The organism is Rahnella aceris (assembly GCF_011684115.1).
Taxonomy (GTDB): Bacteria; Pseudomonadota; Gammaproteobacteria; order Enterobacterales; family Enterobacteriaceae; genus Rahnella; species Rahnella aceris.
Genome location: NZ_JAADJV010000007.1, coordinates 96,711 through 120,777, shown reverse-complemented (window position 1 = coordinate 120,777; position 24,067 = coordinate 96,711). Strand labels below are relative to the sequence as shown.

At 53.0% G+C, this 24,067-nt stretch carries 25 protein-coding genes; 5 read left to right on the top strand and 20 right to left on the bottom strand.

The window, feature by feature from the left end; translation table 11 throughout:
- Positions 1-10 precede the first annotated feature (10 nt).
- Entirely contained in the window at positions 11-355 is a 345-nt protein-coding gene (locus GW591_RS23145) for a PTS fructose-like transporter subunit IIB (RefSeq protein ID WP_013577448.1), read from the top strand.
- Positions 356-358: 3 nt separating this feature from the next.
- Here the strand turns inward: GW591_RS23145 and GW591_RS23140 are convergent, their stop codons facing one another.
- Positions 359-1,222: an AraC family transcriptional regulator gene (locus tag GW591_RS23140; RefSeq protein WP_166861419.1), complete on the bottom strand. Its 864-nt coding sequence runs from the start codon at positions 1,220-1,222 to the stop codon at positions 359-361.
- Positions 1,223-1,519: 297 nt separating this feature from the next.
- Positions 1,520-3,799 carry a 5-methyltetrahydropteroyltriglutamate--homocysteine S-methyltransferase gene (gene metE, locus GW591_RS23135; RefSeq protein ID WP_119262170.1) on the bottom strand — a complete coding sequence of 760 codons (2,280 nt, stop codon included), beginning with the start codon at positions 3,797-3,799 and terminating at the stop codon, positions 1,520-1,522.
- 104 nt (positions 3,800-3,903) lie between these two features.
- On the opposite strand from metE, the gene metR reads away from it, so the two are divergent.
- The gene (metR, locus tag GW591_RS23130; protein ID WP_013577451.1) at positions 3,904-4,839 is read left to right on the top strand and encodes an HTH-type transcriptional regulator MetR; all 936 of its coding nucleotides are present in this window, start codon (positions 3,904-3,906) and stop codon (positions 4,837-4,839) included.
- Here metR and GW591_RS23125 read toward each other — a convergent pair.
- Positions 4,745-5,644, bottom strand: a complete 900-nt coding sequence (locus tag GW591_RS23125) for a carboxylate/amino acid/amine transporter (protein WP_013577452.1) — start codon at positions 5,642-5,644, stop codon at positions 4,745-4,747. The genes metR and GW591_RS23125 overlap by 95 nt on opposite strands.
- Positions 5,645-5,857: 213 nt before the next feature.
- Between GW591_RS23125 and GW591_RS23120 the strand changes: the two genes are divergently transcribed.
- Together GW591_RS23120 and GW591_RS23115 are read left to right on the top strand one after the other, a co-directional pair.
- Positions 5,858-6,160 carry a DUF2756 domain-containing protein gene (locus GW591_RS23120; RefSeq protein WP_013577453.1) on the top strand — a complete coding sequence of 101 codons (303 nt, stop codon included), beginning with the start codon at positions 5,858-5,860 and terminating at the stop codon, positions 6,158-6,160.
- A gap of 253 nt (positions 6,161-6,413) precedes the next feature.
- Positions 6,414-7,088 carry a hypothetical protein gene (locus tag GW591_RS23115; protein WP_112152568.1) on the top strand — a complete coding sequence of 225 codons (675 nt, stop codon included), beginning with the start codon at positions 6,414-6,416 and terminating at the stop codon, positions 7,086-7,088.
- Between the two features lie 51 nt (positions 7,089-7,139).
- Here the strand turns inward: GW591_RS23115 and ugpQ are convergent, their stop codons facing one another.
- The 14 genes from ugpQ to GW591_RS23045 all read right to left on the bottom strand — a co-directional run bounded on the left by ugpQ (position 7,140) and on the right by GW591_RS23045 (position 20,386).
- Positions 7,140-7,880 carry a glycerophosphodiester phosphodiesterase gene (gene ugpQ / locus GW591_RS23110; RefSeq protein WP_013577455.1) on the bottom strand — a complete coding sequence of 247 codons (741 nt, stop codon included), beginning with the start codon at positions 7,878-7,880 and terminating at the stop codon, positions 7,140-7,142.
- 2 nt (positions 7,881-7,882) lie between these two features.
- On the bottom strand, positions 7,883-8,956 hold the full coding sequence (locus tag GW591_RS23105) for a sn-glycerol-3-phosphate import ATP-binding protein UgpC (protein ID WP_047607693.1): 1,074 nt from the start codon (positions 8,954-8,956) through the stop codon (positions 7,883-7,885).
- A 6-nt stretch (positions 8,957-8,962) separates the two neighbouring features.
- Positions 8,963-9,808: a sn-glycerol-3-phosphate ABC transporter permease UgpE gene (ugpE, locus tag GW591_RS23100; protein WP_013577457.1), complete on the bottom strand. Its 846-nt coding sequence runs from the start codon at positions 9,806-9,808 to the stop codon at positions 8,963-8,965.
- The gene (ugpA, locus tag GW591_RS23095; RefSeq protein WP_013577458.1) at positions 9,805-10,692 is read right to left on the bottom strand and encodes a sn-glycerol-3-phosphate ABC transporter permease UgpA; all 888 of its coding nucleotides are present in this window, start codon (positions 10,690-10,692) and stop codon (positions 9,805-9,807) included. Before ugpA ends, ugpE begins: the two co-directional genes overlap by 4 nt.
- Before the next feature lie 182 nt (positions 10,693-10,874).
- A complete protein-coding gene (gene ugpB / locus GW591_RS23090) occupies positions 10,875-12,188 on the bottom strand; it encodes a sn-glycerol-3-phosphate ABC transporter substrate-binding protein UgpB (RefSeq protein WP_013577459.1) in 1,314 nt (437 codons plus the stop codon).
- Positions 12,189-12,390: 202 nt separating this feature from the next.
- Positions 12,391-12,870, bottom strand: a complete 480-nt coding sequence (locus GW591_RS23085; protein ID WP_013577460.1) for an Hcp family type VI secretion system effector — start codon at positions 12,868-12,870, stop codon at positions 12,391-12,393.
- A 15-nt stretch (positions 12,871-12,885) separates the two neighbouring features.
- Positions 12,886-13,134 (bottom strand): hypothetical protein, encoded by a 249-nt coding sequence (locus tag GW591_RS23080; RefSeq protein WP_121020186.1) that lies wholly within the window; start codon positions 13,132-13,134, stop codon positions 12,886-12,888.
- Positions 13,121-13,735 carry a hypothetical protein gene (locus tag GW591_RS23075; protein WP_071823646.1) on the bottom strand — a complete coding sequence of 205 codons (615 nt, stop codon included), beginning with the start codon at positions 13,733-13,735 and terminating at the stop codon, positions 13,121-13,123. Before GW591_RS23075 ends, GW591_RS23080 begins: the two co-directional genes overlap by 14 nt.
- A 348-nt stretch (positions 13,736-14,083) precedes the next feature.
- On the bottom strand, positions 14,084-15,271 hold the full coding sequence (locus GW591_RS23070) for an aminotransferase-like domain-containing protein (RefSeq protein ID WP_121020187.1): 1,188 nt from the start codon (positions 15,269-15,271) through the stop codon (positions 14,084-14,086).
- A 131-nt stretch (positions 15,272-15,402) separates the two neighbouring features.
- Positions 15,403-16,104 carry a high-affinity branched-chain amino acid ABC transporter ATP-binding protein LivF gene (livF, locus tag GW591_RS23065; RefSeq protein WP_013577464.1) on the bottom strand — a complete coding sequence of 234 codons (702 nt, stop codon included), beginning with the start codon at positions 16,102-16,104 and terminating at the stop codon, positions 15,403-15,405.
- 27 nt (positions 16,105-16,131) lie between these two features.
- A complete protein-coding gene (gene livG / locus GW591_RS23060; protein WP_126125259.1) occupies positions 16,132-16,902 on the bottom strand; it encodes a high-affinity branched-chain amino acid ABC transporter ATP-binding protein LivG in 771 nt (256 codons plus the stop codon).
- Positions 16,899-18,188 (bottom strand): high-affinity branched-chain amino acid ABC transporter permease LivM, encoded by a 1,290-nt coding sequence (locus tag GW591_RS23055; RefSeq protein WP_037035404.1) that lies wholly within the window; start codon positions 18,186-18,188, stop codon positions 16,899-16,901. The genes livG and GW591_RS23055 overlap by 4 nt, the downstream gene beginning before the upstream one ends.
- Entirely contained in the window at positions 18,185-19,111 is a 927-nt protein-coding gene (gene livH / locus GW591_RS23050; RefSeq protein ID WP_013577467.1) for a high-affinity branched-chain amino acid ABC transporter permease LivH, read from the bottom strand. Before livH ends, GW591_RS23055 begins: the two co-directional genes overlap by 4 nt.
- Positions 19,112-19,273: 162 nt before the next feature.
- Positions 19,274-20,386, bottom strand: coding sequence for a branched-chain amino acid ABC transporter substrate-binding protein (locus tag GW591_RS23045; RefSeq protein ID WP_013577468.1), 1,113 nt, complete (start codon positions 20,384-20,386; stop codon positions 19,274-19,276).
- Between the two features lie 403 nt (positions 20,387-20,789).
- Here GW591_RS23045 and panM point away from each other — a divergent pair, with 403 nt between their 5' ends.
- The gene (gene panM / locus GW591_RS23040) at positions 20,790-21,170 is read left to right on the top strand and encodes an aspartate 1-decarboxylase autocleavage activator PanM (protein WP_013577469.1); all 381 of its coding nucleotides are present in this window, start codon (positions 20,790-20,792) and stop codon (positions 21,168-21,170) included.
- 77 nt (positions 21,171-21,247) lie between these two features.
- On the opposite strand, the gene rpoH is transcribed toward panM, so the two are convergent.
- From rpoH to ftsE, 3 genes are all read right to left on the bottom strand, one after another.
- Positions 21,248-22,105, bottom strand: coding sequence for an RNA polymerase sigma factor RpoH (rpoH, locus tag GW591_RS23035; protein ID WP_013577470.1), 858 nt, complete (start codon positions 22,103-22,105; stop codon positions 21,248-21,250).
- Positions 22,106-22,422: 317 nt separating this feature from the next.
- Positions 22,423-23,403 (bottom strand): permease-like cell division protein FtsX, encoded by a 981-nt coding sequence (gene ftsX, locus GW591_RS23030; protein WP_013577471.1) that lies wholly within the window; start codon positions 23,401-23,403, stop codon positions 22,423-22,425.
- A complete protein-coding gene (ftsE, locus tag GW591_RS23025) occupies positions 23,403-24,065 on the bottom strand; it encodes a cell division ATP-binding protein FtsE (RefSeq protein ID WP_013577472.1) in 663 nt (220 codons plus the stop codon). Before ftsE ends, ftsX begins: the two co-directional genes overlap by 1 nt.
- Positions 24,066-24,067 lie beyond the last annotated feature (2 nt).

The window sequence follows — 24,067 nt, the reverse complement described above, 5'->3', positions numbered from 1 at the left end:
GGGAAACACTATGTCGCTCAAACTGGTCGCAGTAACCGCCTGTATCAGCGGTGTGGCGCATACTTATATGGCGGCAGAAAAGCTGGAAAAACTGTGTCAGCACGAAAAATGGCCGGTAAAAGTTGAAACTCAGGGTGCGCTGGGCCTCGAAAATGCACTGTCAGAAACCGACATTGCTCAGGCCGATGTTGTTCTTTTAGTCACTGAAATTCAACTGGAAAACGGTGAGCGATTTGCGCACAGCCGTTGCGTCCAAACCGGCATCCACACCTTTTTACGCACGCCGGAGAAAGTGATGGCTGCCGTAAAGAAACTCGCCACCTCGCCTCAGGGAACGAAAATCGTTCTGCCCTGACGATTACGACGCCCTATTTTCCAACTGGCTACGGTATTGCCGCCGGTATTCTGACGGAGAACGCTCAGTGCTTTTCCTGAACTGGCGGCAAAAATAGTTACTGTCGACAAAGCCACAGGCGTGCGCCACTTCCCTCACTTTCATGTCGTAGCCTTTCAACAAGTTCTTCGCCTGTTCAAGGCGGACATAATTCAGGTATTCGTTCAGCCCGATACCGCCGCTTTTCTGGAATAAATGCGACAGGTAATTTGGCGAAATATAGAAAGCCTTAGCGACAGAATCACGGGTCAGCGGCTCGCGGTAATGTTCTTCGATATACTGGCGAACGGCCTCAAAAAGCGCCTGACTGCGCGAGGCAGTTTTCACAAAGGAACTGAACAAGTCCAGCGCGTGGCTCAACAACCCTTTCACCAGAAACTGCGCCGTAGTCTGATCGCTGCGGTGCCAGGCCAGTTCGTTTAATGCCTGCAACATAAACGCCCCCACGCGCGGCCCGCGCCTGCCCACATTGCCTTTTTCGCCGGACGTAAACTGCGCGCCATCCCAGTTCAGCAGACTAAAGCCCAGTTGCTGCTTGCCAAATAACAGAGTCAGCGTGCGTACCGGTTCTTGCCATTGCGGGCTGTTCCAGCCTTTAGCGGGAATGAACAACACATCGCCCGCCAGCATGCGGACATCCTGATTGTTCCCCTGTTCGTCCTCGCATTTCATCATCTGCTCCCCTTCCAGAATCAGTTCCAGCCGGGGGAAATCGACCTGATAGGACAGTTCAGGCACGGAATGCTGAGCACCGGCAAAATACACCTGGCGGATACCGTGCGGATGTTCAAGTACTGGCGTTAAAAGGGGACAAAGCAGATGGGTCATGGTCAGGCTACCTTTCAGCAGAATCACACCATGATAGCGAATCTGCGCCGGAGAAAGAAAAACAAGACCAAAATTTGCGGAAGAAGATGGAAATTCCGCCCCGCCAGGCGTTGCACATCCGGTGCAGCCTTCAGGCGGAAGGGTTCCACCTGTAAAGCGTCACGGGCATGTGTCACTTTCAGAGGGCGGACTGATGCGGCAATGGCACGGGGACGCAAAAAACTGAAATAAAAAGGGGGCACCGGAGTGCCCCAAACGTTTCAGCAACAACACAACGTAAATCTAGAGAGCGTTCACTCAGGCTTTCTCAGCACGCAGACGCCTGGCGGCTTTCACCATGTTTTCCAGCGACTCGCGGGTTTCCGGCCAGCCACGGGTTTTCAGGCCGCAGTCCGGGTTGACCCACAGGCGTTCTGCCGGAATACGATCTGCAGCTTTACGCAGCAGGTCTTCAATCCATTCCACACTGGGCACATTTGGCGAGTGAATGTCGTAAACGCCCGGCCCGATTTCGTTCGGGTATTCGAAGTCTTTAAACGATTCCAGCAAGTCCATATCGGAACGTGAGGTTTCGATAGTGATCACGTCAGCATCCAGTGCGGCAATGGAATCCATGATGTCGTTGAACTCGCAGTAACACATATGGGTATGGATCTGCGTGTCGTCACGGGCAATTGCGGCATTCAGTTTGAACGCATCCACCGCCCAGCGCAGGTACGCATTCCATTCAGACTGGCGCAATGGCAGGCCTTCCCGCAGTGCCGGTTCGTCAATCTGGATGATGCCGATACCGGCTTTTTCCAGATCTTCGACTTCATCACGCAGTGCCAGCGCGATTTGTTTGGCGATCGTTTCGCGGCTGACATCTTCACGCGGGAACGACCAGCACAGGATCGTAAGCGGGCCGGTCAGCATGCCTTTCACCGGTTTTTCGGTCAGAGACTGCGCGTACTTCGCCCACTCTACGGTGATCGCTTGCGGGCGGCTGACGTCGCCGATAATGACCGGAGGTTTCACACAACGTGAACCGTAGCTCTGTACCCAGCCGTTTTGCGTGAACACAAAACCGTCCAGATGTTCACCGAAGTATTCCACCATGTCATTACGTTCAGCTTCGCCGTGAACCAGCACGTCGATACCCAGACGTTCCTGTTCTTTGATGGCTTGCTTAATATGCTCACTGATACCGGTACGGTATTTAGTGTTATCCAGACGGCCTTGTTTAAAGTCCAGACGCAGGCCGCGGATTTCAGTGGTTTGCGGGAATGAACCGATGGTTGTGGTCGGCCATGCCGGCAGGTTGAAACGGGCACGCTGCGCTTTGGCGCGTTCGGTGTAAACATGCTGACGCTCAATATCCGCAGCAGTAATCGCGGCAACACGTTTACCGACGGCCGCATTGTTTACTCGGGTGGATTCACGACGGGCGCGGATTGGCGCGCTGTATTCCGCCAGTTTTTGCTGCGCTTCGGCGGTGGGATTGTTCAGGGCAGCGGTCAGCAACGCCAGTTCGGCACATTTTTGCAGGGCGAAGGCGAACCAGCTTTTCACTTCTTCATCCAGACGGCTTTCGACGCTTAAGTCGATCGGGCTGTGCAGCAGTGAACAGGAGCTGCCGATCCAGATTTTACGGTCTTCAACCAGTGGCTTCAGACGGTCAAACCAGGTACTGAGATCCGCGCGCCAGACGTTACGGCCATTGATGACCCCCAGAGAAATCAGCCAGTCTTTTGGCAGCGCGTTGATGACGGTTTGCAGATCGTCACGACCGGCGACGGCATCAATATGCAGACCCTGAACCGGTAACTGGCGAATGGTGTCGAGGTTGTGCCCGACGCTGTCGAAATAAGTGGTCAGCAGCAGTTTAGTTTTACTCTGTTCCAGCGCGGTGTAAGCCGGTTTGTACGCATCCAGCCATTCCTGCGGCAGTTCCAGAACCAGAGCCGGTTCGTCAATCTGCACCCATTCGATATCGCGTTTTGCCAGTTCAGCCAGAACCTGCTGATATACAGGCAGAATATCGTTGAGCAGGGAAAGACGGTCAAACTGTTCGCCCTTCACTTTGCCAAGCCAGAGATAAGTCAGCGGGCCAAGCAGAACAGGTTTCACTTTGTGGCCGAGCGCCAGCGCTTCGTCCACTTCTTCCAGCAGTTGTGTCCAGGCCAGTTTGAATTTCTGACCTTTCACGAACTCCGGCACCATGTAGTGATAGTTGGTGTTAAACCATTTGGTCATTTCCGCCGCGGCAGCCGGTTTACCGGTCGGCGCACGGCCACGGCCAAGGCGGAATAAAGTATCGAGATCAACAGAGCCATCGGCATTCTGATGACGGGCCGGTACGTTGCCCAGCAACAGGCTGGTGGTCAGTACGTGATCGTACCAGGCGAAATCGCCCACCGGCACCAAATCCACGCCTGCTTCAGCTTGTTGCTTCCAGTGACGGGCGCGCAGTTCACGTCCGGTTGCCAGCAGTTCTTCCTGAGTGGAATTGCCTGCCCAGTAGCTTTCTTGTGCTTTTTTAAGTTCACGACGCAGACCAACGCGTGGAAAACCCAGAGTGTGATTCAGTATCGTCATCTTTTAAATTCCTGTTTAGCCATCCAGATGTTTACACATCCATAATCCGCAGGTAGTGTATATTCCACAAGCGCAAATTATTCATGACACAGTGAAGGACTCTCATGATCGAACTGAAACACCTGCGAACGTTGCAAGCACTGCGCAACACCGGGTCACTGGCCGCAGCCGCCTCGCAGCTTCATCAGACCCAATCGGCCCTGTCGCACCAGTTCAGTGACCTTGAGCAACGCCTCGGTTTCAGATTGTTCGTGCGAAAAAGCCAGCCTCTGCGTTTTACCCCGCAGGGCGAAATCATGCTGAATCTGGCAGAACAGGTGCTGCCGCAAATTCAACAGGCATTGCAGGCATGCAATGAGCCGCACCAGACTTCACTGCGTATCGCGATTGAATGCCACAGTTGTATTCAGTGGCTGACGCCTGCACTGGATAACTTCCATCAGAACTGGCCGCAGGTGTTAATGGATTTCAAATCCGGCGTGACGTTCGACCCGCAGCCCGCCCTGCAACAGGGCGAGCTGGACATCGTATTAACCTCTGACATCCTGCCGCGTAGCGGTTTGCACTATTCCCCGATGTTCGATTTTGAAGTGCGTCTGGTGCTGGCACCGGATCATCCGCTGGCGACCAAAACGGTGATCACGCCGGAAGATCTCAGCACTGAAACGCTGATGATTTATCCGGTGCAGCGCCAGCGTCTGGATATCTGGCGTCATTTCCTGCAACCGGCAGGCGTCAGCCCGTCACTGAAAAGTGTCGATAACACGTTGTTATTAATTCAGATGGTGTCGGCGAGAATGGGAATTGCGGCGTTACCGCACTGGGTAGTAGAGAGTTTTGAGCGCCAGGGTCTGGTGGTGACCAAAACCCTGGGCGATGGCTTATGGAGCCGCCTGTACGCCGCCGTACGTGACGGCGAACAGCGTCAGCCGGTGACGGAAGCCTTTATTCGTTCGGCGCGGCAGCACGCGTGCGATCATCTGCCGTTTGTGCGCGACGCGGCACGACCCAACGCCGGTGTACCCACAGTGAGGACATAATCACAGCGGCACCGATAATAAAGCTCGGCCAGTGCGGCTGCTGTTGCCAGATGGCCAGGTTAACCAGCAGCCCGGCCGGGACGTGAAAGTTGTTCATAATCCCCAGCGTTCCCGCATCGACCTGCGTCGCACCGTAGTTCCACATGAAATATCCCAGCCCTGAAGCGCCGATCCCCAGCCACACCAGAATGCCCCATTGCAGGTCAGTGGTCGGCAGTTTTTGCGGATTGCCCCACAGGAACCACGCCACCACCGCGCAAAGCAACGCGCCGATATAGAACCAGGAAAACGCCGTGTGCTGTGGCATCGGCCGGGTTTCCATCAGGCGTTTATAGCCCACCTGTCCGATGGCAAAACAGATATTCGCCGCCTGCACCAGTAATAAGCCAATAATGAAATGTTCGCTGATGTGGTCGTAACGGATAATCGCTGCACCCGCCACCGCCAGTAACGCACTGAGCGCATAACCGATGCGGATTTTGCGGCCACTGATCAGGTCATAAATCAGCGTGACGTACAGCGGCGTCATGACCGTAAACAGCAGGAATTCCGGCACAGACAGATACAGGTACGCCTCGAAGCTGATGAGATACATGATCCCGAGCTGCATTGCCCCCACCGCCATATACAACAGAATGGTCGTAAGCTGATGGCCTTTCCAGCGCAGGAACGGCAGGAAAACCAGCGCCGCCAGCCCTAAACGGACTAACACAGAAAATACGCTGTCGACCTGTCCGGCCAGATACACGCCAATCAGGCTGAAGGAAAAAGCCCACAAAATAGTGGTGATTATGAGTAAAGGCACGGCAATTGAGCCCTGTTGTCAGTGATAAGTGTGAAAGATGCACGATTGTAACGGAATGGGGAAAACCACGAAGTGTGAAGGTGGTTTACATCTGTTCAATTATAGAGCAAACGAGAGCAATACCACGCTTTGAGGGAAACGTGCGCTCAAATACCCCGTCCGGGGGCATGATGGCATACACTTAACGTATGACTGGAAACGGAGGATGAACTGATGAAATGTTTATATGGAATGCTCGCCGCGCTGCCGCTGCTGTTTGCCGTTCAGACCGCCAGTGCAGTCGAAAAGGTGCCGAACCCTAACGATCCGTTGCTGACCAATCCGTCGCAACAGCGCATGCAACAACAACAGCAAAACAATCAGCAAATGCAGAAACGTCAGCAGGAGCAGGATTTACGCACCAGCCAGCAACAACAGCAGCTCAAGCTGAAGTCGCAAATCCAGAGCAATCAGCAACGATTGCAGATCCAGCAGAATAATCAAACGCTGGGGCAGAAGCTGAATCAGACACCTTAATATTCCGGGAGGCACTCAGTGCCTCTTAAATTCCTCATCGCCGTAATGCTGTACTGACTATTTACCTCCGGTAATATCACCACCAGAAACAATAAAAATATCCCTCCCCTTGCATTTATTATTAATGCTTTTATTATTCCCGACCGATAAGAATAAAGTCTTTCTGCCCCTGAATCAGCGCGGCTAATAAAACAGGATCCGCACCTGAAGACGCATTAATAGTGCTTTATAAAATTAAAAGGGAAATTATTGCATGAAAGTTTCAACAGGAATTACCGTAGTTGCTGCCAGTTTATTATTATCCGCCTGTGCGACGACCCAATCTGAAAAGATCTCTGCCGCCAATGGCAGCACTATTGGCCTGTACTCAGGTTTTGCCTCGGCAGATATGAATAATAACCGCTCGCCTGATGTGTATTTGCGTGAAGTCACGCCCTCTTACACCGCTGCGGGCGTTGGACTTAATGTCCTGACTTCTGTGCTTGCCGGCGGTATTGCCGTGAATACCTTCAGTAAGGAAAACCTGAAAGGGTCTGAAATCAAAACCCTGCCTGAACCGACGAAAAACTATCTGACACCCCGGGCCAGGCCGCTCATCACAAACTGGCTGCAAAAAAATGGCAACGGCTATCAGTATAAAAACAATCTGAATATTGTGGCTGCACAGTGGTTACTGGTTTATAAAGACCTCTCCAGCGCCAACTCGGACTACGAGTTGCGTTACACCATTAAATTCTATAAAAAGCCTGAAGATGCGAATATGTTCTCCGCATGGGTTATTGCAGAATGTACGCCAACTGTCGTGACCGCCCCGCTTGCTGACTGGCAGGAAAATAACTATGCGCTGGTCACCAAAACCACAGAGAAATATATGGATTCCTGCCTGCTGGAACTGGATAACCAACTCCCGCGCCTGCTCAAACACTGAGTATTCTCAGCGGTAAAATAATTAAGGCGCGGGATCCGCGCCTTATTCCTGTCAGATAAAATCCGGCCCGATCACATCAATCTTATCGGTACAAATACAGTCCACGCCCCAGCCCAGCAATTCGCGGGCACGCGCCGGATTATTCACCGTGTACACCAGAATATGCAGCCCGGCGTCTTTGATGGCTTTAACCCGTTCTTCGTTGAGCAATTTGTGATTAAGATGCAGGGAAACGCATTCCAGTTCGTCAGTCAGCGCTTTCCAGTTTTCGTGCCATTCGTCGATCAGCAAGCCACGCGGTAATTCCGGTGCGGCTTTTTTGGCGGCAACCAGCGCGTCGAATTCAAACGAGGAAAGCAACGGCGGAACGGCCTGATCTTTCCACAACTCCCGGGCGGCCAGCGCGACGTCGGTGCCGGTTTTCTCATCGGTTCCGGTGGTGGGTTTGATCTCAATATTCACCATCATGTGATGGCGCGCACAGCGTTCGGCTACCTGCGCCAGCAGCGGTAATTTCTCGCCTTTAAAAGCGGCGCTGTACCAGTTACCGGCATCGAGCTTTTCGAGTTTTTCCCACGGCAATTCACCGGCCACGCCCCAGCCGTTGCTGGTGCGGTTCAGGGTATCGTCATGCAACAGGAAGATTTCCCCGCCTTGCGCCAGTTTGGCGTCAAATTCGATCATGGTGTGACCGTATCTGGCGCCCGTGTCGATGGCTGCCAGTGTATTTTCCGGTGCCAGTGCGCCGCCACCACGATGTGCCACAATGCGAGGATATGGCCAGGCTTTCATGTTTATTCCATCCGTAATCCGCTGTGAGTATCGAAAAAGTGTAACGCTTTCGCCGGGAAATCCAAGCGCAACAACGAGCCTGCTGTCGGGAACACTTCATGCGACAAACGCACCACGACACCGCTGTCCGCCAGTTTGCCGTGCGCCAGATTATCCGCGCCCAGCAGTTCCAGCGTATTCAGCACCATCGGGATCCCCTTCTGCGAATCATCAGTCAGATGAATATGTTCAGGACGGATGCCCACTGTCAGTTCGCGGCCTCCCCATTCCGGGCGTGGAACCGGCAGCGGCAGTTCGAATCCGTCTTCCATTACCAGCGATGTACCATCAGTGGTCAGCTGGCCCGGCAATAAATTCATGGCCGGAGAGCCGATAAAGCTGGCAACAAACAGACTTGCCGGACGGCGGTAAACTTCAGACGGCGTACCGATTTGTTCGGCAATGCCTTTGTTCATCACGATCACGCGTTCCGCCAGCGTCATGGCTTCGACCTGATCGTGCGTGACGTACAAACTGGTGGTACGCAAACGGCGGTGAAGCTGTTGCAGTTCAAGGCGCATCTGCACACGCAGTTTAGCGTCGAGATTGGACAGCGGTTCATCAAACAGGAATACCGCCGGTTCACGCACGATAGCGCGTCCCATCGCTACACGCTGACGCTGCCCGCCGGAAAGCTCACGCGGTTTGCGTTTCAGCAACGGGCCGAGTTCAAGAATACGGGCCGCTTCCTCGACGCGGGCGAGGATCTGCGCTTTACCGAAGCCGCGAATTTTCAGGCCATATGCCATGTTGTCGAACACGCTCATATGCGGATACAGCGCATAGTTCTGGAACACCATCGCAATACCGCGATCTTTCGGTTCCAGTTCGGTGACGCGCTGGTCGTTGATATAGATATCACCGGAGGTAGTGCGCTCCAGCCCGGCCACCATACGCAGCAGGGTGGATTTTCCGCAGCCCGACGGCCCGACCATCACGATGAATTCGCCGTCGGCGACATCCAGATCAATACTCTGGATAATCTGGTTTTTGCCGTCGTAGGATTTGGTCACTGCCTGTAATTTCAAATTTGCCATTTCAGTTTACTTCTCACTGTCTACCAGACCGCGCACAAACCAGCGCTGCATCAGGAGCACCACCGCCAGCGGTGGCAATAAGGTCAGGATCATGGCCGCCATCACCTGATTCCATTGGGTCGAGCCGTCGCCGGAGGAAATCATGCTTTTAATCCCCGCCACCGCCGTGCCCATCGAGACATCGCTGGTGATCAGGATCGGCCATAAATATTGGTTCCAGCCATAGATGAAGGTGATGACAAACAGTGCCGCAAGATTGGTTTTCGACAGCGGCAGCACAATGTCCCAGAAGAAGCGCATCGCGCCCGCGCCGTCGATACGCGCCGCCTCCAGCAGCTCATCCGGTAAGGTCATAAAGAACTGGCGGAACAGGAAGGTGGCGGTCGCCGAGGCCATCAGCGGCAACGTCAGGCCGGTGTAACTGTCGAGCATATGCAGATTGGCGATCACCTGGACGGTCGGGAAAATACGCACTTCTACCGGCAGCATCAGCGTCATGAAAATCAGCCAGAAGAACAGGTTACGCAGCGGAAAGCGGAAGTAGACAATGGCGTAAGCCGAGAGCATCGACACCGAAATTTTACCGACGGTGATGACCATCGCCATGATGAAGCTGTTGATCAGCATCCGTCCGAATGCCGGACTGCTGTTACCCGCCCCCTGCGTCCAGATCGTGGTGATGTTTTCCCACAAGTGCGTGCCCGGGATCAGCGTCATCGGCACGTCAAAAATCTGTTTGTTGTCCAGCGACGCTGCCACAAACGCGACGTACAGCGGAAAGAGGATCACCAGCACGCCGAGCAGCAGCATGATGTGGCTGAAGATATCCAGCCCTCTGCGGTTTTCAATCATTGATAACGCACCTTACGCTCGACAAAGCGAAACTGAATGAACGTCAGGCCGCAAACCAGCAGCATCAGAATCACGGACTGGGCGGCAGAACTGGACAAGTCCAGACCGGAGAAACCTTCGCGATATACTTTGTAAATCAGGGTGGTGGTCGCCTGCATCGGGCCACCGGCCGTCGCAGCATCAATCACCGGGAAAGTATCGAAGAAGGCGTACACCAGATTGACCACCAGCAGGAAGAAACTGACCGGCGAAATCAGCGGCAATACCAGATTGAAGAAACGGCGAACCGGGCCTGCGCCATCGATAGCCGCTGCTTCCACCAGCGATTTAGGAATCGACTGCAACGCTGCCAGGAAGAACAGGAAGTTGTAACTGACTTGCTTCCAGACCGATGCCAGTACCACCAGGAACATCGCCTGACCGCTGTTTTGCGCGTGGTTCCAGTTGTAGCCTATCGAGCCGAGGAAATGAGTAATCAGGCCCAGACCGGGGCTGAACAAGAACATCCACAAGACGGCGGCCACCGCAGGCGCAACGGCGTATGGCAGGATCATCAGCGTCTGATAAATCCGGCTGCCGCGCACAACGTGATCGACCAGCGCCGCGAAAAACAGCGAAACGGCCAGCCCGATAAACGCCACCATAAAACTGAATTTTAGCGTGGTGTAGAAAGAATCGAGATAGTACGAGTCCTGAAAAAGCTGCACGAAGTTAGTCAGACCGGCAAAGGTACTGGATAAGCCGAACGGATCCAGCGTCTGCACCGAATACCACAGCGCCTGACCGGCAGGCCACAGGAAGAATATCGCGGTGATTAACAGCTGCGGCAAAACCAGCGCGTAGGGCAACCAGCTGCAACCAAAACCGGGACGGTGTGAACTCATGATGGTTTACTCGTTGATATAAAAGACTCCCCGAAAGGGAGCAAACCAGGTTGGTTTTGAATTTGGCTTTTGGCTCCTCCCCCTGCGAAGGGGGAGGTTGGGAGGGGGTTTGGCAAGCGACTGAGTTGTCTTGAATACCCCACCCCAGCCCTCCCCTTCGCAGGGGAGGGAGCAAAACTGGATTACTTAGTAGAAGCTTCGAAGCGACGTAACAGTAAGTTCCCGCGCTGTACTGCAGTGTCTAACGCTTCTTTCGCCGTTTTCTTGCCGCTCCACACGCTTTCCAGCTCTTCATCCAGGATGGTACGGATCTGAGGCATGTTGCCCAGACGCAGACCTTTGGTGAACGGCAACGGTGGCTTGTTCAGCATCTGGCGGGTGGCGACGTCAGAACCCGGGTTCTTCTCGTAGAAGCCTTCTTTCCTGGTCAGCTCATACGCGGCAGTCGTCACCGGCAGATAACCGGTTTTCTGATGCCATTCGGCTGCGATTTCCGGCGTGGTCAGGAATTGCAGGAATTCGGCAACGCCTTTGTAGGTGTCTTTGTCTTTGCCGTTCATCACCCACAGGCTTGCACCGCCGATGATGGCGTTTTGCGGTGCGCCTTTGATGTCTGCGTCGTAAGGCATCATGCCTACGCCGTAGTTGAATTTAGAATACTGACGGATGTCAGCCAGTGAACCGGAAGACGCGGTAGTCATCGCGCAATCGCCGTTATAGAACTTGGCGGTGGATTCGTCTTTACGACCAAAATAGGTGAAATCACCTTTCTTGTTCATATCTTCAAGCATCTGGATGTGTTTGATTTGCTCGGGTTTGTTGAATTCCAGAACCGCATCGGTGCCATCGAAGCCGTTGTTTTTGGTGGCGATTGGCAGACCGTGCCAGGCACTGAAGTTCTCAATCTGGATCCAACCCTGCCAGCCGCTGGCGTAACCACATTTCATGCCCGCTTCACGCAATTTCTCGGTGTACGCAGCCATATCCTGCCAGGTTTTCGGCGGCTGATCCGGGTTCAGACCGGCTTTCTTAAAGGCATCTTTGTTGTAATACAGCACCGGTGTGGAGCTGTTGAAAGGCTGGGACAGCAGACGGCCTTTGGAATCGGAGTAATAACCGGAAACGGTCGGCACGAACTGGGAAACGTCTTCTTTAATGCCTGCATCGCTGAACACTTCGTAAACCGGTTTGATGGCTTTGCTGGCCATCATGGTCGCGGTGCCCACTTCGTAAACCTGCAAAATCGCAGGCGCATTACCGGTGCGGTACGCGGCAATACCGGCCGCCAGGCTTTCGTCGTATTTGCCTTTGTAGACAGGCATGATTTTGACATCAGGGTGCGTCTGGTTAAAACGGTCCGCCAGCGAGTTCACTTCTTTGCCTAATTCGCCGTCCATAGAGTGCCAGAAAGGGATTTCTGTCACAGCGAAAGCATTGGCGCTGAAAGCCAGCGTCAGCGCGGTGCCAATGACCGTTTTTTTGAGGTTGATGAACATGCCTGTCTCCTGAATTCTGCTGGTGTGCTGCAAGTGCAGCCTGAAGTAAGCCGGGTAGAGTCGGGAGGTAAAATGACACGGAAAAATGACAATAAGGTTACGGGAAAGTTAAGCGGGGATGACAGACAGATGGCAGAAAATGAGGTTCATGCCGGTTAAACGTTAGGAAAAACCGTCCGCAGGACGGCTTATCTTATTAGATTTATGCTACGGTGCGTTCATTCCAACTGTCTTTAAATATTATGTTCCCATCGACATATTTCCATTGAATTGACTCATAGCGCATTTCAATATTTTCCAGATGCGTTCCTGTTCCCGAACCGGGATGAAGGCTAGGAGTAATTCCGGTGATCTTCACATTTTCCATGCGAATGTTGAAATACTCTGCTTCTACACCCGCGTCTAATATGTGATACATCTTAAACTCAGCAGATTTAAGCGTAATTCCCTGACTAATCGTACGGTAAAGTATTGGCGTCGTGCGATCAAATTCCTTTTGAAATAATATCGGTGTATGAATACGCGTACCTGTCAATTTTCCAGTATTTCTATCCGTCGGAACTGTCAGGTGGTGTGAAAGTGACTTCACTTCAATAGAACCCACACGCCCGTGAACATTACAACTTCCGATAACAGGAGAACCATTTTCATCCGTTAACCACAAATAAGCAGGATTAGACATTTTTATTTCCTTAATTTAATGTTTCGGCTTTTTTTTCCTATAGCCTTCTATTTTTCCGATGCACTTTGATACACAGAAGAAACAAACCAGCCATCCTGCGGCATAAACGAATTTCATAGGCCACACAACTGGCAGCATAAGGCTTCCGATTAACCCGCCAACAAAAAGCACAGATTCAAAAAAATCCCATACGTTGACGACGGCAAATATCACCCATTTCGCTGCGCCTTTTGCGACAACAAGAAGCGGTTTATTGTGTGACATGCAGTTTTCGCCCTACAGCATCGATTATCCTGTCAAACGCAGGCTGTCCGCGCGTAGCACCTATGTGCACCGCATCGATGAACGGCTTAACAGCGGGTTCAAAAAGAAAGTAGGTAAGGTCATAATCATGGGGTCGAAGGAGCCAGTAAATCTCCGGTGCTTCGATGGCAAGGCTTTCTGATTTTCTTATTGAGCGCTCACTCATTCCCCCTATAAGCAAAATCATCGTCACCCTGCCAATCCAGTTTTTGGCACTTTGTGCACCGATAAATGACACTCTCGCCAGCACAGCAGCACCAATCACCGCAATAAGTTTCGCGGTAAGTAAACGCCCGGCAATCGAGGATGCCACGCCACGATAGACATTATTTTGTTTGGTCACTGAAGCATATTTATCGAATTCTTTAAATATGATCTCTACCGCATTTGTTATATGCTTGTAATTGAGTATGTCATTATGTATTGCTTCAGCCATGCGAAAACGCTGTGTCTGATGTGCAAAACGGGAATCTGTATCAAAATATCCTATGGCCAGGTAACCCATATCTAAAGGAACGGTAAGCGCTCCATTTATTAATCCGGTAATTGTGGCTGGGGACATGATGATATCTGAAATTCTATTTGCAACATCGTCTATATCACTTGAAACGTTATTGATATCTGCCACGATAAACCTCCCTGATTTCGTGTTGACATGACCTTAATACAATAAGGGTTAAATGACCAAGTGTTATAAATTCAATTTTTTTTATTAAATGTGCGGTATACCGTGGAATATCAGGGAGCAATATGAATGAGGTACTGTACCTGCCAGCAACTGCCCCTGGCTGTCTGGCAGATAGAGGTTTACCTTCAGACGCCCCTGGTTTTTCTGGTACCAGAGCGATGACTCAAAAAATAAGGCGCATCGGGTTAACAATGCGCCTCAGGGAATACGAAAAAAGAGGGATTACAGGGCGCGTTTCAAACGGGCGACTGCCTCGTACATTTGCTCTTCGGTCGCGGTGGCGAATGACAGACGGAAGGTGGAGTGATCCGGATTATCGGCATAGAAGAATTCACCCGGGACAAACACCACGCCCTGCTCCAGCGTCTTTTTCATCCAGTCAGCGCAGTTACGCGGCTCGCGGAAACGCGCCCACAGGAACATGCCGCCTTTCGGATATTCAAACGTCAGCACATCGCCCAGCTCGCGTTCCAGCAGTCCGGCCATGATCTGGCATTTATTTTTATACGCCGCACGGATGGTTTCGATCTGCTTCGGCAGACGACCCAGACCGAGATAATATTCCGCAATGGTCTGCGACAGCGCGCTGGCATGCAGATCTGCGGCCTGTTTGATGATGGCGACTTTATGCAGCAACCAGTCTGGCATAATGACCCAGCCCAGACGCAGGCCCGGCGCCAGAATTTTGGAAAACGTTGAGGTATAGATGATGTTATCCGCGTGACCAAACATCGCTTTCGACAGCTCAAACAGCGTCGGCTGGCGTTCGTCGGTGAAACGCAGTTCGCCGTACGGGTCATCTTCGACAATCAGGAATTCGTGCTGTGCTGCCAGTTTCACCAGTTGCTCACGACGGGCACGGCTCAGGGTTACGCCGCTCGGGTTTCCGAACGTTGGCACCAGATACACGCCTTTAATCTTCTGCGTTTTTAGGCGTTCCGCCAGCTCATCAACAATCATGCCGTCGCCATCAGAACCGACGGACAGCAGTTTAGCTTCAGCCAGTTCCAGGGTTTGTAACGCCGCCAGATAGGTCGGGCGCTCCACCACGAAAACATCATCGGGGTTCACCACGGCGCGCATCACCAAGTCCAGCGCCTGCTGGGAGCCTGCAGTGACCACGATATCTTCAGGCTGCGCAACCACACCACGCTCCTGACAAAGCTCAGCAATACGCTCACGCAGCGTATAACTGCCTTCGGTCAGACCATACTGGAATGCATGTTCCGGCTGTTCAGTAATGGCCAGCTGTGTGGCTTCACGCAGGCCGTCGAAATCAAAAAGCGCCGAAGAAGGAATACCACCCGCCAGCGAAATAACGCCTTCCATCTTGCTATGTTTCAGCAATTCCCGGATGGCTGAACTTTTAAGCCTGACCATACGGGCGGCGAGTAAACCTTCTGTGTTCATGACATGTTCCTGATGATGTGCAAAGTTATACGAATGTAAGAGATGTTAATTTATAGACAAAATAAAAACCGCAAAGCGCTTGCCGTGCGGTTTGTTAGATTTAACACAGATTTTTAAAATCCGATGCCAATTTATGCGCCAAGATAGGCCGCACGCACCGCTTCGTTCGCCAGCAATGCCGCACCGGTATCTTCCAGCACCACATGACCATTCTCCAGAACGTAACCACGATCAGCGAGTTTCAGCGCCTGATTGGCGTTTTGCTCGACCAGGAAGATGGTCATTCCTTCTTCGCGCAATTGCTGGATAGTATCGAAAATCTGCTGGATGATGATGGGCGCCAGCCCCAGCGACGGCTCATCGAGCAGCAGCAAACGTGGCTGGCTCATCAGCGCACGGCCAATCGCCAGCATCTGTTGCTCACCGCCGGACATGGTGCCTGACCGCTGCACACGACGCTCTTTCAGGCGCGGGAACAACGTAAACACGCGCTCCAGCCGTTCCTGATACTGATCGCGTGTGGCAAAGAAACCGCCCATCGCCAGATTCTCTTCCACCGTCATGCGTGAGAACACGCGGCGGCCTTCCGGCACAATCGCGATATCGCCACGCATGATTTTGGCGGTCTGCCACTGCGTGATGTCTTTCCCTTCGAAAATAATCGAGCCATTCGTCGCACGTGGTTCGCCACATAAACTGCCAAGTAGTGTGGTTTTACCCGCGCCGTTCGCGCCGATCAGCGTGACGATTTCCCCTTTATTAATACTCAGGCTGACTTCATGCAGCGCCTGAATTTTGCCGTAATGGGCGGATACCTGATTAAATGACAACATCTTGTTCTGTCCCTTAGCCTTCGCCCATTAACCTTCGCCTAAATAGGCGCGGATCACGTCAGGATTATTACGAATTTCAGCCGGTGTGCCTTGTGCCAGCGGCGTGCCCTGATTCACTACGTAGATGCGGTCGGAAATACCCATTACCAGTTTCATGTCGTGCTCAATCAGCAGAACAGACACGTTGTGCTGGTTACGCAATTCGGCAATCAGCTGGTTCAGCTCTTCGGTTTCACGCGGGTTAAGACCGGCAGCCGGTTCGTCGAGCATCAGGATTTCAGGACGCGTCACCATGCAGCGGACAATTTCCAGACGGCGTTGCTGGCCGTAAGCCAGATTACCCGCCTGACGGTTTGCCAGCTCGAGCAATCCGACACGTTCCAGCCAGTCAGCAGCGCGATCCAAAGCATCGGCTTCAGCGCGACGAAAGCCCGGCGTTTTGAACAGCCCAGCCAGCACGCCGCTTTTCAGGTGCTGATGCTGCGCGACCAGCAGGTTTTCGATCACCGTCATTTCACGGAACAGACGCACGTGCTGGAAAGTACGTACCACGCCCATGCGGGCAATTTTCTGCCCCGGTAAACCTTCCAGATGCTGATCACGCAGTTTAATGGTGCCGCCGCTCGGTTTGTAGAAACCGGTCAGGCAGTTAAATACCGTGGTTTTACCGGCACCGTTCGGGCCGATCAGCGAAACAATTTCGCCCTGATTGAGGTTCAGCGCCACATTGTTGACCGCCAGCAGGCCGCCAAAACGCATCATCAACCCTTCAACCGCTAACAGAGGTTGCGAACTCATGCCTTTTCCCCCTGATCCGCGATTTGTTGCTTAGACAGCTTCAGTTTCAGTTGCGGGCGCTTCATCGGCAGTAATCCCTGCGGACGCCAGATCATCATCAGCACCATTAATGCGCCGAGCAGTAACATGCTGTACTCGTTGAGATCACGCATCAGTTCGCGGGAAACCACCAGCAAAATAGCCGCCAGAATGACTGCAAACTGCGAGCCCATCCCGCCGAGCACGACGATAGCCAGCACGAAAGCGGATTCCGCAAAGGTGAAGGATTCCGGGCTGACAAAGCCCTGACGCGCCGCAAACAGCGTACCGGCAAAACCGGCAAACGCAGCGCTGATGGTGAACGCGGTCAGTTTGATGCGGGTCGGGTTCAGGCCCAGTGAACGGCAGGCAATTTCATCTTCACGCAAGGCTTCCCATGCACGGCCGAGCGGCATACGCAGCAAACGGTTGATGATGAACAATGTGGCAATCACCAGCAACAGCGCCACCATGTACAGGAAAATAATGCGGTCGCTGGGATCATACGTAACATTAAAGAAGTTGCTGAAGGTATCCCAGCCGCCGTCGCGCGGCGTACGGCTGAATTCCAGCCCGAACAGCGTGGGTTTCGGGATCTGGCTGATGCCGTTCGGTCCGCCGGTCAGTTCGGTATTATTGAGCAGCAGGATGCGGACGATTTCCCCAAAGCCCAGCGTCACAATCGCCAGATAGTCACCGCGCAGCCGCAGAACCGGGAAGCCAAGCAGGAAACCAAACGCCGCCGATACCAGACCGGCCAGCGGTAAGGCTTCCCAGAATCCGATGCCGTAATAGTGATTGAGCAGCGCGTAGGTGTAAGCGCCGATGGCATAAAAGCCGCCGTAACCCAGCACCAGCAGGCCGGACAATCCGACCACCACGTTCAGACCGAGGCCGAGCATTATGTAGATGAGCGTCAGCGTGGCGATATCCACCGTGCCGCGCGAGACGATAAACGGCCAGGCGATAGCGGCGATAATCAGCACCAGCGCCAGCAGTTTTTGTTTCGGCGTCGAGCCATCAAAGCTCGGCAAAACCCAGCCCGGACCCGAGACCTTTTTCAGGCCGCTGCTGACCATCGGGCGGAATAGCTGGAATACGAACACGATGGCGCAGCCGATGGCAATCCACGTCCAGCGCACTTCACCGGCGCCGTTGACCACCAGTTTTGTGCCGTCGAGGCTCAGCTGCAATCCCATGATGAATGCGGCCAGCACCAGCAGGACGAAAGCGGAGACCAGCGCATTTAACAGATTCAGGCGCTTCATACTTTCTCAACCTCCGGACGACCCAGAATACCGGTCGGCAGCACCAGCAACACGACGATCAGCAGTGCAAAGGAAACCACGTCTTTGTATTCGGTGCTCAGATACGCTGAGGTCAGCGCTTCAGCCACGCCCAGAATCAGGCCGCCGATCATCGCCCCCGGAATACTGCCGATCCCACCAAGAACCGCGGCGGTGAAAGCTTTCATACCGGCCATGAAGCCGATATACGGATTGATTACGCCGTAGAACTGACCGAGCAGAACGCCCGCTACGGCCGCCATTAACGCGCCAATAACGAAGGTTAGCGAAATCACGCGGTCAGTGCTGATCCCCAGCAGGCTGGCCATTTTGAGGTCTTCGGCGCAGGCACGACAGGCACGGCCCATACGCGAATAACGGATGAACAGCGTCAGCGCCAGCATCGCGACAAACGTGACGACCCAGATAATCAGCTGCATGGTGCTTATGGTCGCCGCAAAGCCGTTGGTTTCACCCAGTTTCCACTGACCGGTCACCAGACTCGGTAAGGCGAGATCGCGTGAGCCCTGCGTGAGGCTGACGTAGTTTTGCAGAAAAATTGACATCCCGATGGCAGAAATCAGTGCAATTAACCGCTTGGAGTTACGCACCGGCTTATACGCCACGCGTTCAATACTCCAGCCATAGGCACTGGAAATTACAATCGCGGCGATAAAACCGGCACCGATCAGCAACCAGCTGGCGTCGATACCCATCATCATCAGGGCGGCGATAACAATAAAGGAGACATAACTGCCGATCATATACACCTCGCCGTGGGCGAAGTTGATCATGCCGATAATGCCGTAAACCATGGTGTAACCAATGGCGATCAGCGCATAAGTACTGCCCAACGTGACACCGTTGAACATCTGCTGAATGAAATAGAGGAACTGCTCTGACATACCCTATCCTTATTAATCAAGGGTTTGATAACTTGTGCTACTCCTCCCCCTGCGAAGGGGGAGGTTGGGAGGGGGTTTTGCAAACAACGCCGTTGCCATTACTACCCCACCCCAGCCCTCCCCTTCGCAGGGGAGGGAGCGGAGAACCACTTTGGTGCGGTTTTATTTGATTGGGGTAGACGTGCCGTCTTTATGCCACTCGAAAATACCGAATTCGAATCCTTTCAGGTCACCTTTTGCATCCCAGCTCAGCGGGCCCATCACGGTATCCACTGGCGCTGATTTCAGGTTTTTGGCGATATCTGCCGGTTCCATGCTGCCGCTGCGTTCCATACCGGTAGTCAGCGCCTGCAATGCGGCGTAAGTCGTCCAGACGAACGGACCGGTTGGATCCAGTTTCTTGGCTTTCAGGGCATCCACAATTGGCTGGTTAGCCGGTACCTGATCATAACGTTTTGGCAGGGTCACCAGCATGCCTTCAGAAGCATCACCGGCAATGTTAGACAGTGAGGAGTTGCCCACACCTTCCGGGCCCATGAATTTAGCTGCCAGACCGGCTTGTTTTGACTGACGCAGGATCTGCCCCATTTCCGGGTAATAGCCGCCGAAATAAACGAAATCGACGTTTTCTTTCTTCAGACGCGCCACCAGTGTGGAGAAGTCTTTGTCGCCTGCGGTCACGCCTTCAAACAGGACAACGTTGCCGCCGCCTTTTTTCAGCGCATCCTGTACAGAACGGGCCAGGCCTTCACCGTATTGCTGTTTATCATGCACCACGGCGATACGTTTTGGTTTGATAGTGTCGAGGATGTATTTCGCTGCGGTCGGGCCTTGATCAGAATCCAGGCCAGTAGTGCGCATCACCATTTTATAACCACGGGTGGTCAGGTCAGCGTTAGTCGCCGCCGGGGTGATCATCAGCACGCCTTCATCTTCATAGATGTCGGAAGCGGGCTGAGTGGAAGAAGAACACAGGTGACCGATCACGTAACGAATACCGTCGTTGATCACTTTGTTGGCAACCGCAACGGCTTGTTTCGGATCACAGGCATCGTCATATTCCACGCCAACCAGTTTGTCGCCCTTCACGCCGCCTTTGGCATTGATATCAGCGATCGCTTGTTTTGCCCCCGTAAACTCCATGTCACCGTACTGGGCGACCGGACCTGACATAGCACCGACAATGGCGACTTTGATGTCTTTTGCGAACGCCGCCTGACTCATTGCTAATGCAATACACCCTGCCAGCCAGATCTTACCCTTTGTTACTTTCATCCGATTACCCCGTTCATGTGTGTGTTGTGGTTTGCTCTTTGTTGCCTGTTCAAAACATCATCACTTAGGAAATTTAGTATAAGTAATAACGAGTTACCGGCTTATTTCGTCTTATTTTCGAATAAGACTTTATAATTCATATCATTAAACAGGAATTTTCTTCTGCAAATCAAATAGCACAATCAGAAATATGAGGTGTAAACAGAATTTTATTTGGCTGAAAAGGCGGTGTAGATTTAAACAATCAGTCGTTAACACTGGCTTTATTGATTAAAGCCAACATTTATCGCTTATGCAGAGATCACTAAAAAACTTTTCGACCTGTTACTGTACAAAAAAAGTTACGCCCGATTTCTAGTGGATTCCGCTACACTGACGCTCCCTTTTTCTGACCTTGCGCATCATGAAATTAACTATCCAAAAACTGACGTCGCTCAGCGTGCAGGACCTGATCGACCTGGCAAAAATCTGGCCGGAGCAAACTGAAAGTGACTGGCAAGCCAGCCTGCAAAATAACCGCGCGCTGTTCGCTGCGGTGTTTAATGAACGCATTCTGGGCGCAGTGAAAATCAGGCTCGACGGTAATCAGGCTGAACTGAGTGATTTGCTGGTGCGCGAAGTCACGCGCCGTCGCGGTGTCGGATTGTATCTGATGGAAGATGTGCAGGCGCAACTGCCGCAGGTGGAAAGCTGGACGATGAAAGCGGATCCGGAACCCGTGCTGGATGCATTTATGCTGGCCTGCGGTTTTGTACGTGAAGGCAATGTCTGGAAAAAATCCTGAGCACAGCCTGCCCGCGCGGATTTTCAGTCATAAAAAAAGCGACCCGAAGGTCGCTTTTTCGTTTTGCGTTGCGGGGATCAGGCTTCGATCGCCATACGCAGTTTTTTCATCGCGTTCTTTTCCAGCTGACGAACACGTTCTGCAGACACACCGTATTTATCGGCAAGCTCCTGCAGGGTCGATTTGTTTTCGTCGTCTAACCAGCGGGCACGAATGATATCCTGACTGCGTTCGTCCAGACCTTCCATTGCAGAGGAAAGTTTGTCGGTGGCGTCCTGATCCCAGTTATCTTCTTCGATAGTTTCTGCAAAGTCAGAACTCTTGTCTTGCAGATACAGCATCGGTGCCATCGCTGCGCCGTCGCGTGGTTCATCATCCGGCGTCGGATCAAACGTCATGTCCTGTGCGGCCATGCGTGATTCCATTTCCAGCACATCTTTGCTCGTCACACCCAGTTCGCGGGCGACGTGCTCGACTTCGTCGTGGCTGAACCAGCCCAGACGCTGTTTGTTCTTACGCAGGTTGAAGAACAGCTTACGCTGCGCTTTGGTGGTAGCGACTTTCACGATGCGCCAGTTACGCAGCACATATTCGTGAATTTCCGCTTTGATCCAATGCACGGCAAAGGATACCAGACGGACACCGACTTCCGGATTAAAACGGCGAACCGCTTTCATCAGGCCGATATTCCCTTCCTGGATAAGGTCTGCCTGAGGCAAACCGTAGCCTGAATAGTTGCGGGCAATGTGAGCAACAAAGCGCAGGTGAGACAGGATCAGCTCTTTCGCTGCTTCCAGATCACCGTTGTAATGCAGCCGTTCAGCCAGCGCCCGTTCTTCCTCTGCGGTGAGCATAGGATAGGCATTGGCCGCCCGAACATAGGCTTCCAGGCTACCTTGGGGTACTAATGCTAAAGTGCGCATTTCTTTGGTCATTAAAGCCTCTCATGTATGACGTAATGCAGGTTTTATACCACGTTGCTGCGGGATGATACCGCGACATTGCTGGCCTTAAAGGCGACAACAAAGCAACGCCGAGCCCTTCATATTCGCTGCTCTACGACCACGAATTTTACATAAAGTTCACGGAAAGATTCAACAGTCTGAAGACTGTAAGTGACAGACTGACTATTGGATAGTGAATTTGTGCCATTACGGGGAAAGCAGGAAAATGATGTGGCGGGCTGACCTGAAACAGCTTCCCCCTGAGACACAATTACTGAGCCGCAGGGGGACATTATAGCAAATTATCACTACTGTGGTGTAAATCGCCGTAAATGTTGAACCGTCGCCAGCCAGGCGGCAATCCAGCCAATCATCGCGGAAACGATCAGCAGTAACAGGCTTTCGTCCCAGCCCAGACCATGCAGGTCAAAGGTGGTGCCGAAGACCTGCGCAACCTGCGTCACCACGCTCTCAAGCCGCAACACCAGCACTTCCGAGAGGATGAGTGATAACAATGCACCGGTGAAACCGAGCATCGCGCCACCGTTGAGGAACGGCCGCAAAATAAAGCCATCGGTCGCGCCAATCAGCTTCATCACGTTAATGGTATCGCGGCGGCTGAAGATGCTCAGTCGCACACTGTTACCAATAACGAGGAAGACGGCGATCACCATCAGAATGCCGATCATCGCCGCAATCTGCCCGACCAGACCGGTCAGCGCCGCAAGACGGGCAAACCAACTGTCGTCCATCCGCACTTCATCCACGCCATGCACAGCCGCCACGCGGTCGCGCAAGGTGCTGAGTGTCGCAGAGTCCTGGAAATTCATTTTAGGCGTGATGATCGCCACCGCTGGCAACGGGTTTTGCTCCAGCATATCCATTGCGCCGCCAAAGCCTGACCAGTTGCGGAATTCACCCATCGCCTCTTCACGGGACAGATAATTAACTTTATCCACGCCCGCTTCGGTTTTCAGGGTTTTGACCACGTTTTCTGCGGCGTCATCATCCAGCGCTTTATCGAGATAAACGGTCAGTTGTGGCGTCGGATACCACTGCTCCGCCGCCGTACTGACGTTTTTCCACACCAGATAACACACGCTCGGCAGCGTCAGGGAAATGGCGATCACCATCACCGTCAGCAGCGTCGCCAGCGGCTGACGCAGCATGTCAGCCAGCGCGTTCATCCAGGCATAGCGCCACTGTTCACGCCAGCCGCCCTGCAACGCTTTGCTTTTTGCGGCACGGGCGCTTTTTGCGGTTTTAGCCGGATTCGGACTGTTCGCCATTAGTACACCCCTCCCGACATACGCCCCTGACTCAGCGTCAGCGTGCGGTAATTACGACGGGCAATCAGACCCACATCATGCGTCGCCATCAGCACGGTAACGCCGACGCGGTTAAATTCTTCGAACAGACGCAAAATGCCTTCCGACAATTCGCCATCGAGGTTACCGGTCGGTTCATCCGCCAGCAGCACTGCGGGCTTGTTCACCACCGCACGGGCAATGCCCACACGCTGTTGTTCACCGCCGGAAAGCTGGATTGGCAAGTTCTTCGCTTTATCCAGTAATCCGACTTTATCCAGCGCAGCCGACACGCGGCGGCGGATATCTTCACTGCTTGCACCGGAAATGATCAGCGGCATCGCCACGTTGTCATACACGGTACGATCCATCAGCAGGTGGTGATCCTGAAAGATCATGCCGATCTGACGACGCAGGAACGGCACTTCGCTGGATTTCAGGCGGCTGATATCATGACCGCCAAACAAAATGTGTCCGGCACTCGGACGCTCTATGCCGCAAATCAGCTTCAGCAGGGTACTTTTACCCGCGCCAGAGTGTCCGGTCAGAAATGCCATTTCTGCTTGCTGGATATGAAAATTGACGCCCTGAAGCGCCTGTCGTCCGCCCAGATAAGCTTTACTGACCTGTTCAAAGCGAATCATCC

Coding starts and splice junctions, on each gene's coding strand:
- GW591_RS23145 (WP_013577448.1), top strand. CDS start 11: ATGTCGCTCAAACTGGTCGCAGTAACCGCCTGTATCAGCGGTGTGGCG.
- GW591_RS23140 (WP_166861419.1), bottom strand. CDS start 1,222: ATGACCCATCTGCTTTGTCCCCTTTTAACGCCAGTACTTGAACATCCG.
- metE (WP_119262170.1), bottom strand. CDS start 3,799: ATGACGATACTGAATCACACTCTGGGTTTTCCACGCGTTGGTCTGCGT.
- metR (WP_013577451.1), top strand. CDS start 3,904: ATGATCGAACTGAAACACCTGCGAACGTTGCAAGCACTGCGCAACACC.
- GW591_RS23120 (WP_013577453.1), top strand. CDS start 5,858: ATGAAATGTTTATATGGAATGCTCGCCGCGCTGCCGCTGCTGTTTGCC.
- GW591_RS23115 (WP_112152568.1), top strand. CDS start 6,414: ATGAAAGTTTCAACAGGAATTACCGTAGTTGCTGCCAGTTTATTATTA.
- ugpQ (WP_013577455.1), bottom strand. CDS start 7,880: ATGAAAGCCTGGCCATATCCTCGCATTGTGGCACATCGTGGTGGCGGC.
- GW591_RS23105 (WP_047607693.1), bottom strand. CDS start 8,956: ATGGCAAATTTGAAATTACAGGCAGTGACCAAATCCTACGACGGCAAA.
- ugpE (WP_013577457.1), bottom strand. CDS start 9,808: ATGATTGAAAACCGCAGAGGGCTGGATATCTTCAGCCACATCATGCTG.
- ugpA (WP_013577458.1), bottom strand. CDS start 10,692: ATGAGTTCACACCGTCCCGGTTTTGGTTGCAGCTGGTTGCCCTACGCG.
- ugpB (WP_013577459.1), bottom strand. CDS start 12,188: ATGTTCATCAACCTCAAAAAAACGGTCATTGGCACCGCGCTGACGCTG.
- GW591_RS23085 (WP_013577460.1), bottom strand. CDS start 12,870: ATGTCTAATCCTGCTTATTTGTGGTTAACGGATGAAAATGGTTCTCCT.
- GW591_RS23080 (WP_121020186.1), bottom strand. CDS start 13,134: ATGTCACACAATAAACCGCTTCTTGTTGTCGCAAAAGGCGCAGCGAAA.
- GW591_RS23075 (WP_071823646.1), bottom strand. CDS start 13,735: ATGTCCCCAGCCACAATTACCGGATTAATAAATGGAGCGCTTACCGTT.
- GW591_RS23070 (WP_121020187.1), bottom strand. CDS start 15,271: ATGAACACAGAAGGTTTACTCGCCGCCCGTATGGTCAGGCTTAAAAGT.
- livF (WP_013577464.1), bottom strand. CDS start 16,104: ATGTTGTCATTTAATCAGGTATCCGCCCATTACGGCAAAATTCAGGCG.
- livG (WP_126125259.1), bottom strand. CDS start 16,902: ATGAGTTCGCAACCTCTGTTAGCGGTTGAAGGGTTGATGATGCGTTTT.
- GW591_RS23055 (WP_037035404.1), bottom strand. CDS start 18,188: ATGAAGCGCCTGAATCTGTTAAATGCGCTGGTCTCCGCTTTCGTCCTG.
- livH (WP_013577467.1), bottom strand. CDS start 19,111: ATGTCAGAGCAGTTCCTCTATTTCATTCAGCAGATGTTCAACGGTGTC.
- GW591_RS23045 (WP_013577468.1), bottom strand. CDS start 20,386: ATGAAAGTAACAAAGGGTAAGATCTGGCTGGCAGGGTGTATTGCATTA.
- panM (WP_013577469.1), top strand. CDS start 20,790: ATGAAATTAACTATCCAAAAACTGACGTCGCTCAGCGTGCAGGACCTG.
- rpoH (WP_013577470.1), bottom strand. CDS start 22,105: ATGACCAAAGAAATGCGCACTTTAGCATTAGTACCCCAAGGTAGCCTG.
- ftsX (WP_013577471.1), bottom strand. CDS start 23,403: ATGGCGAACAGTCCGAATCCGGCTAAAACCGCAAAAAGCGCCCGTGCC.
- ftsE (WP_013577472.1), bottom strand. CDS start 24,065: ATGATTCGCTTTGAACAGGTCAGTAAAGCTTATCTGGGCGGACGACAG.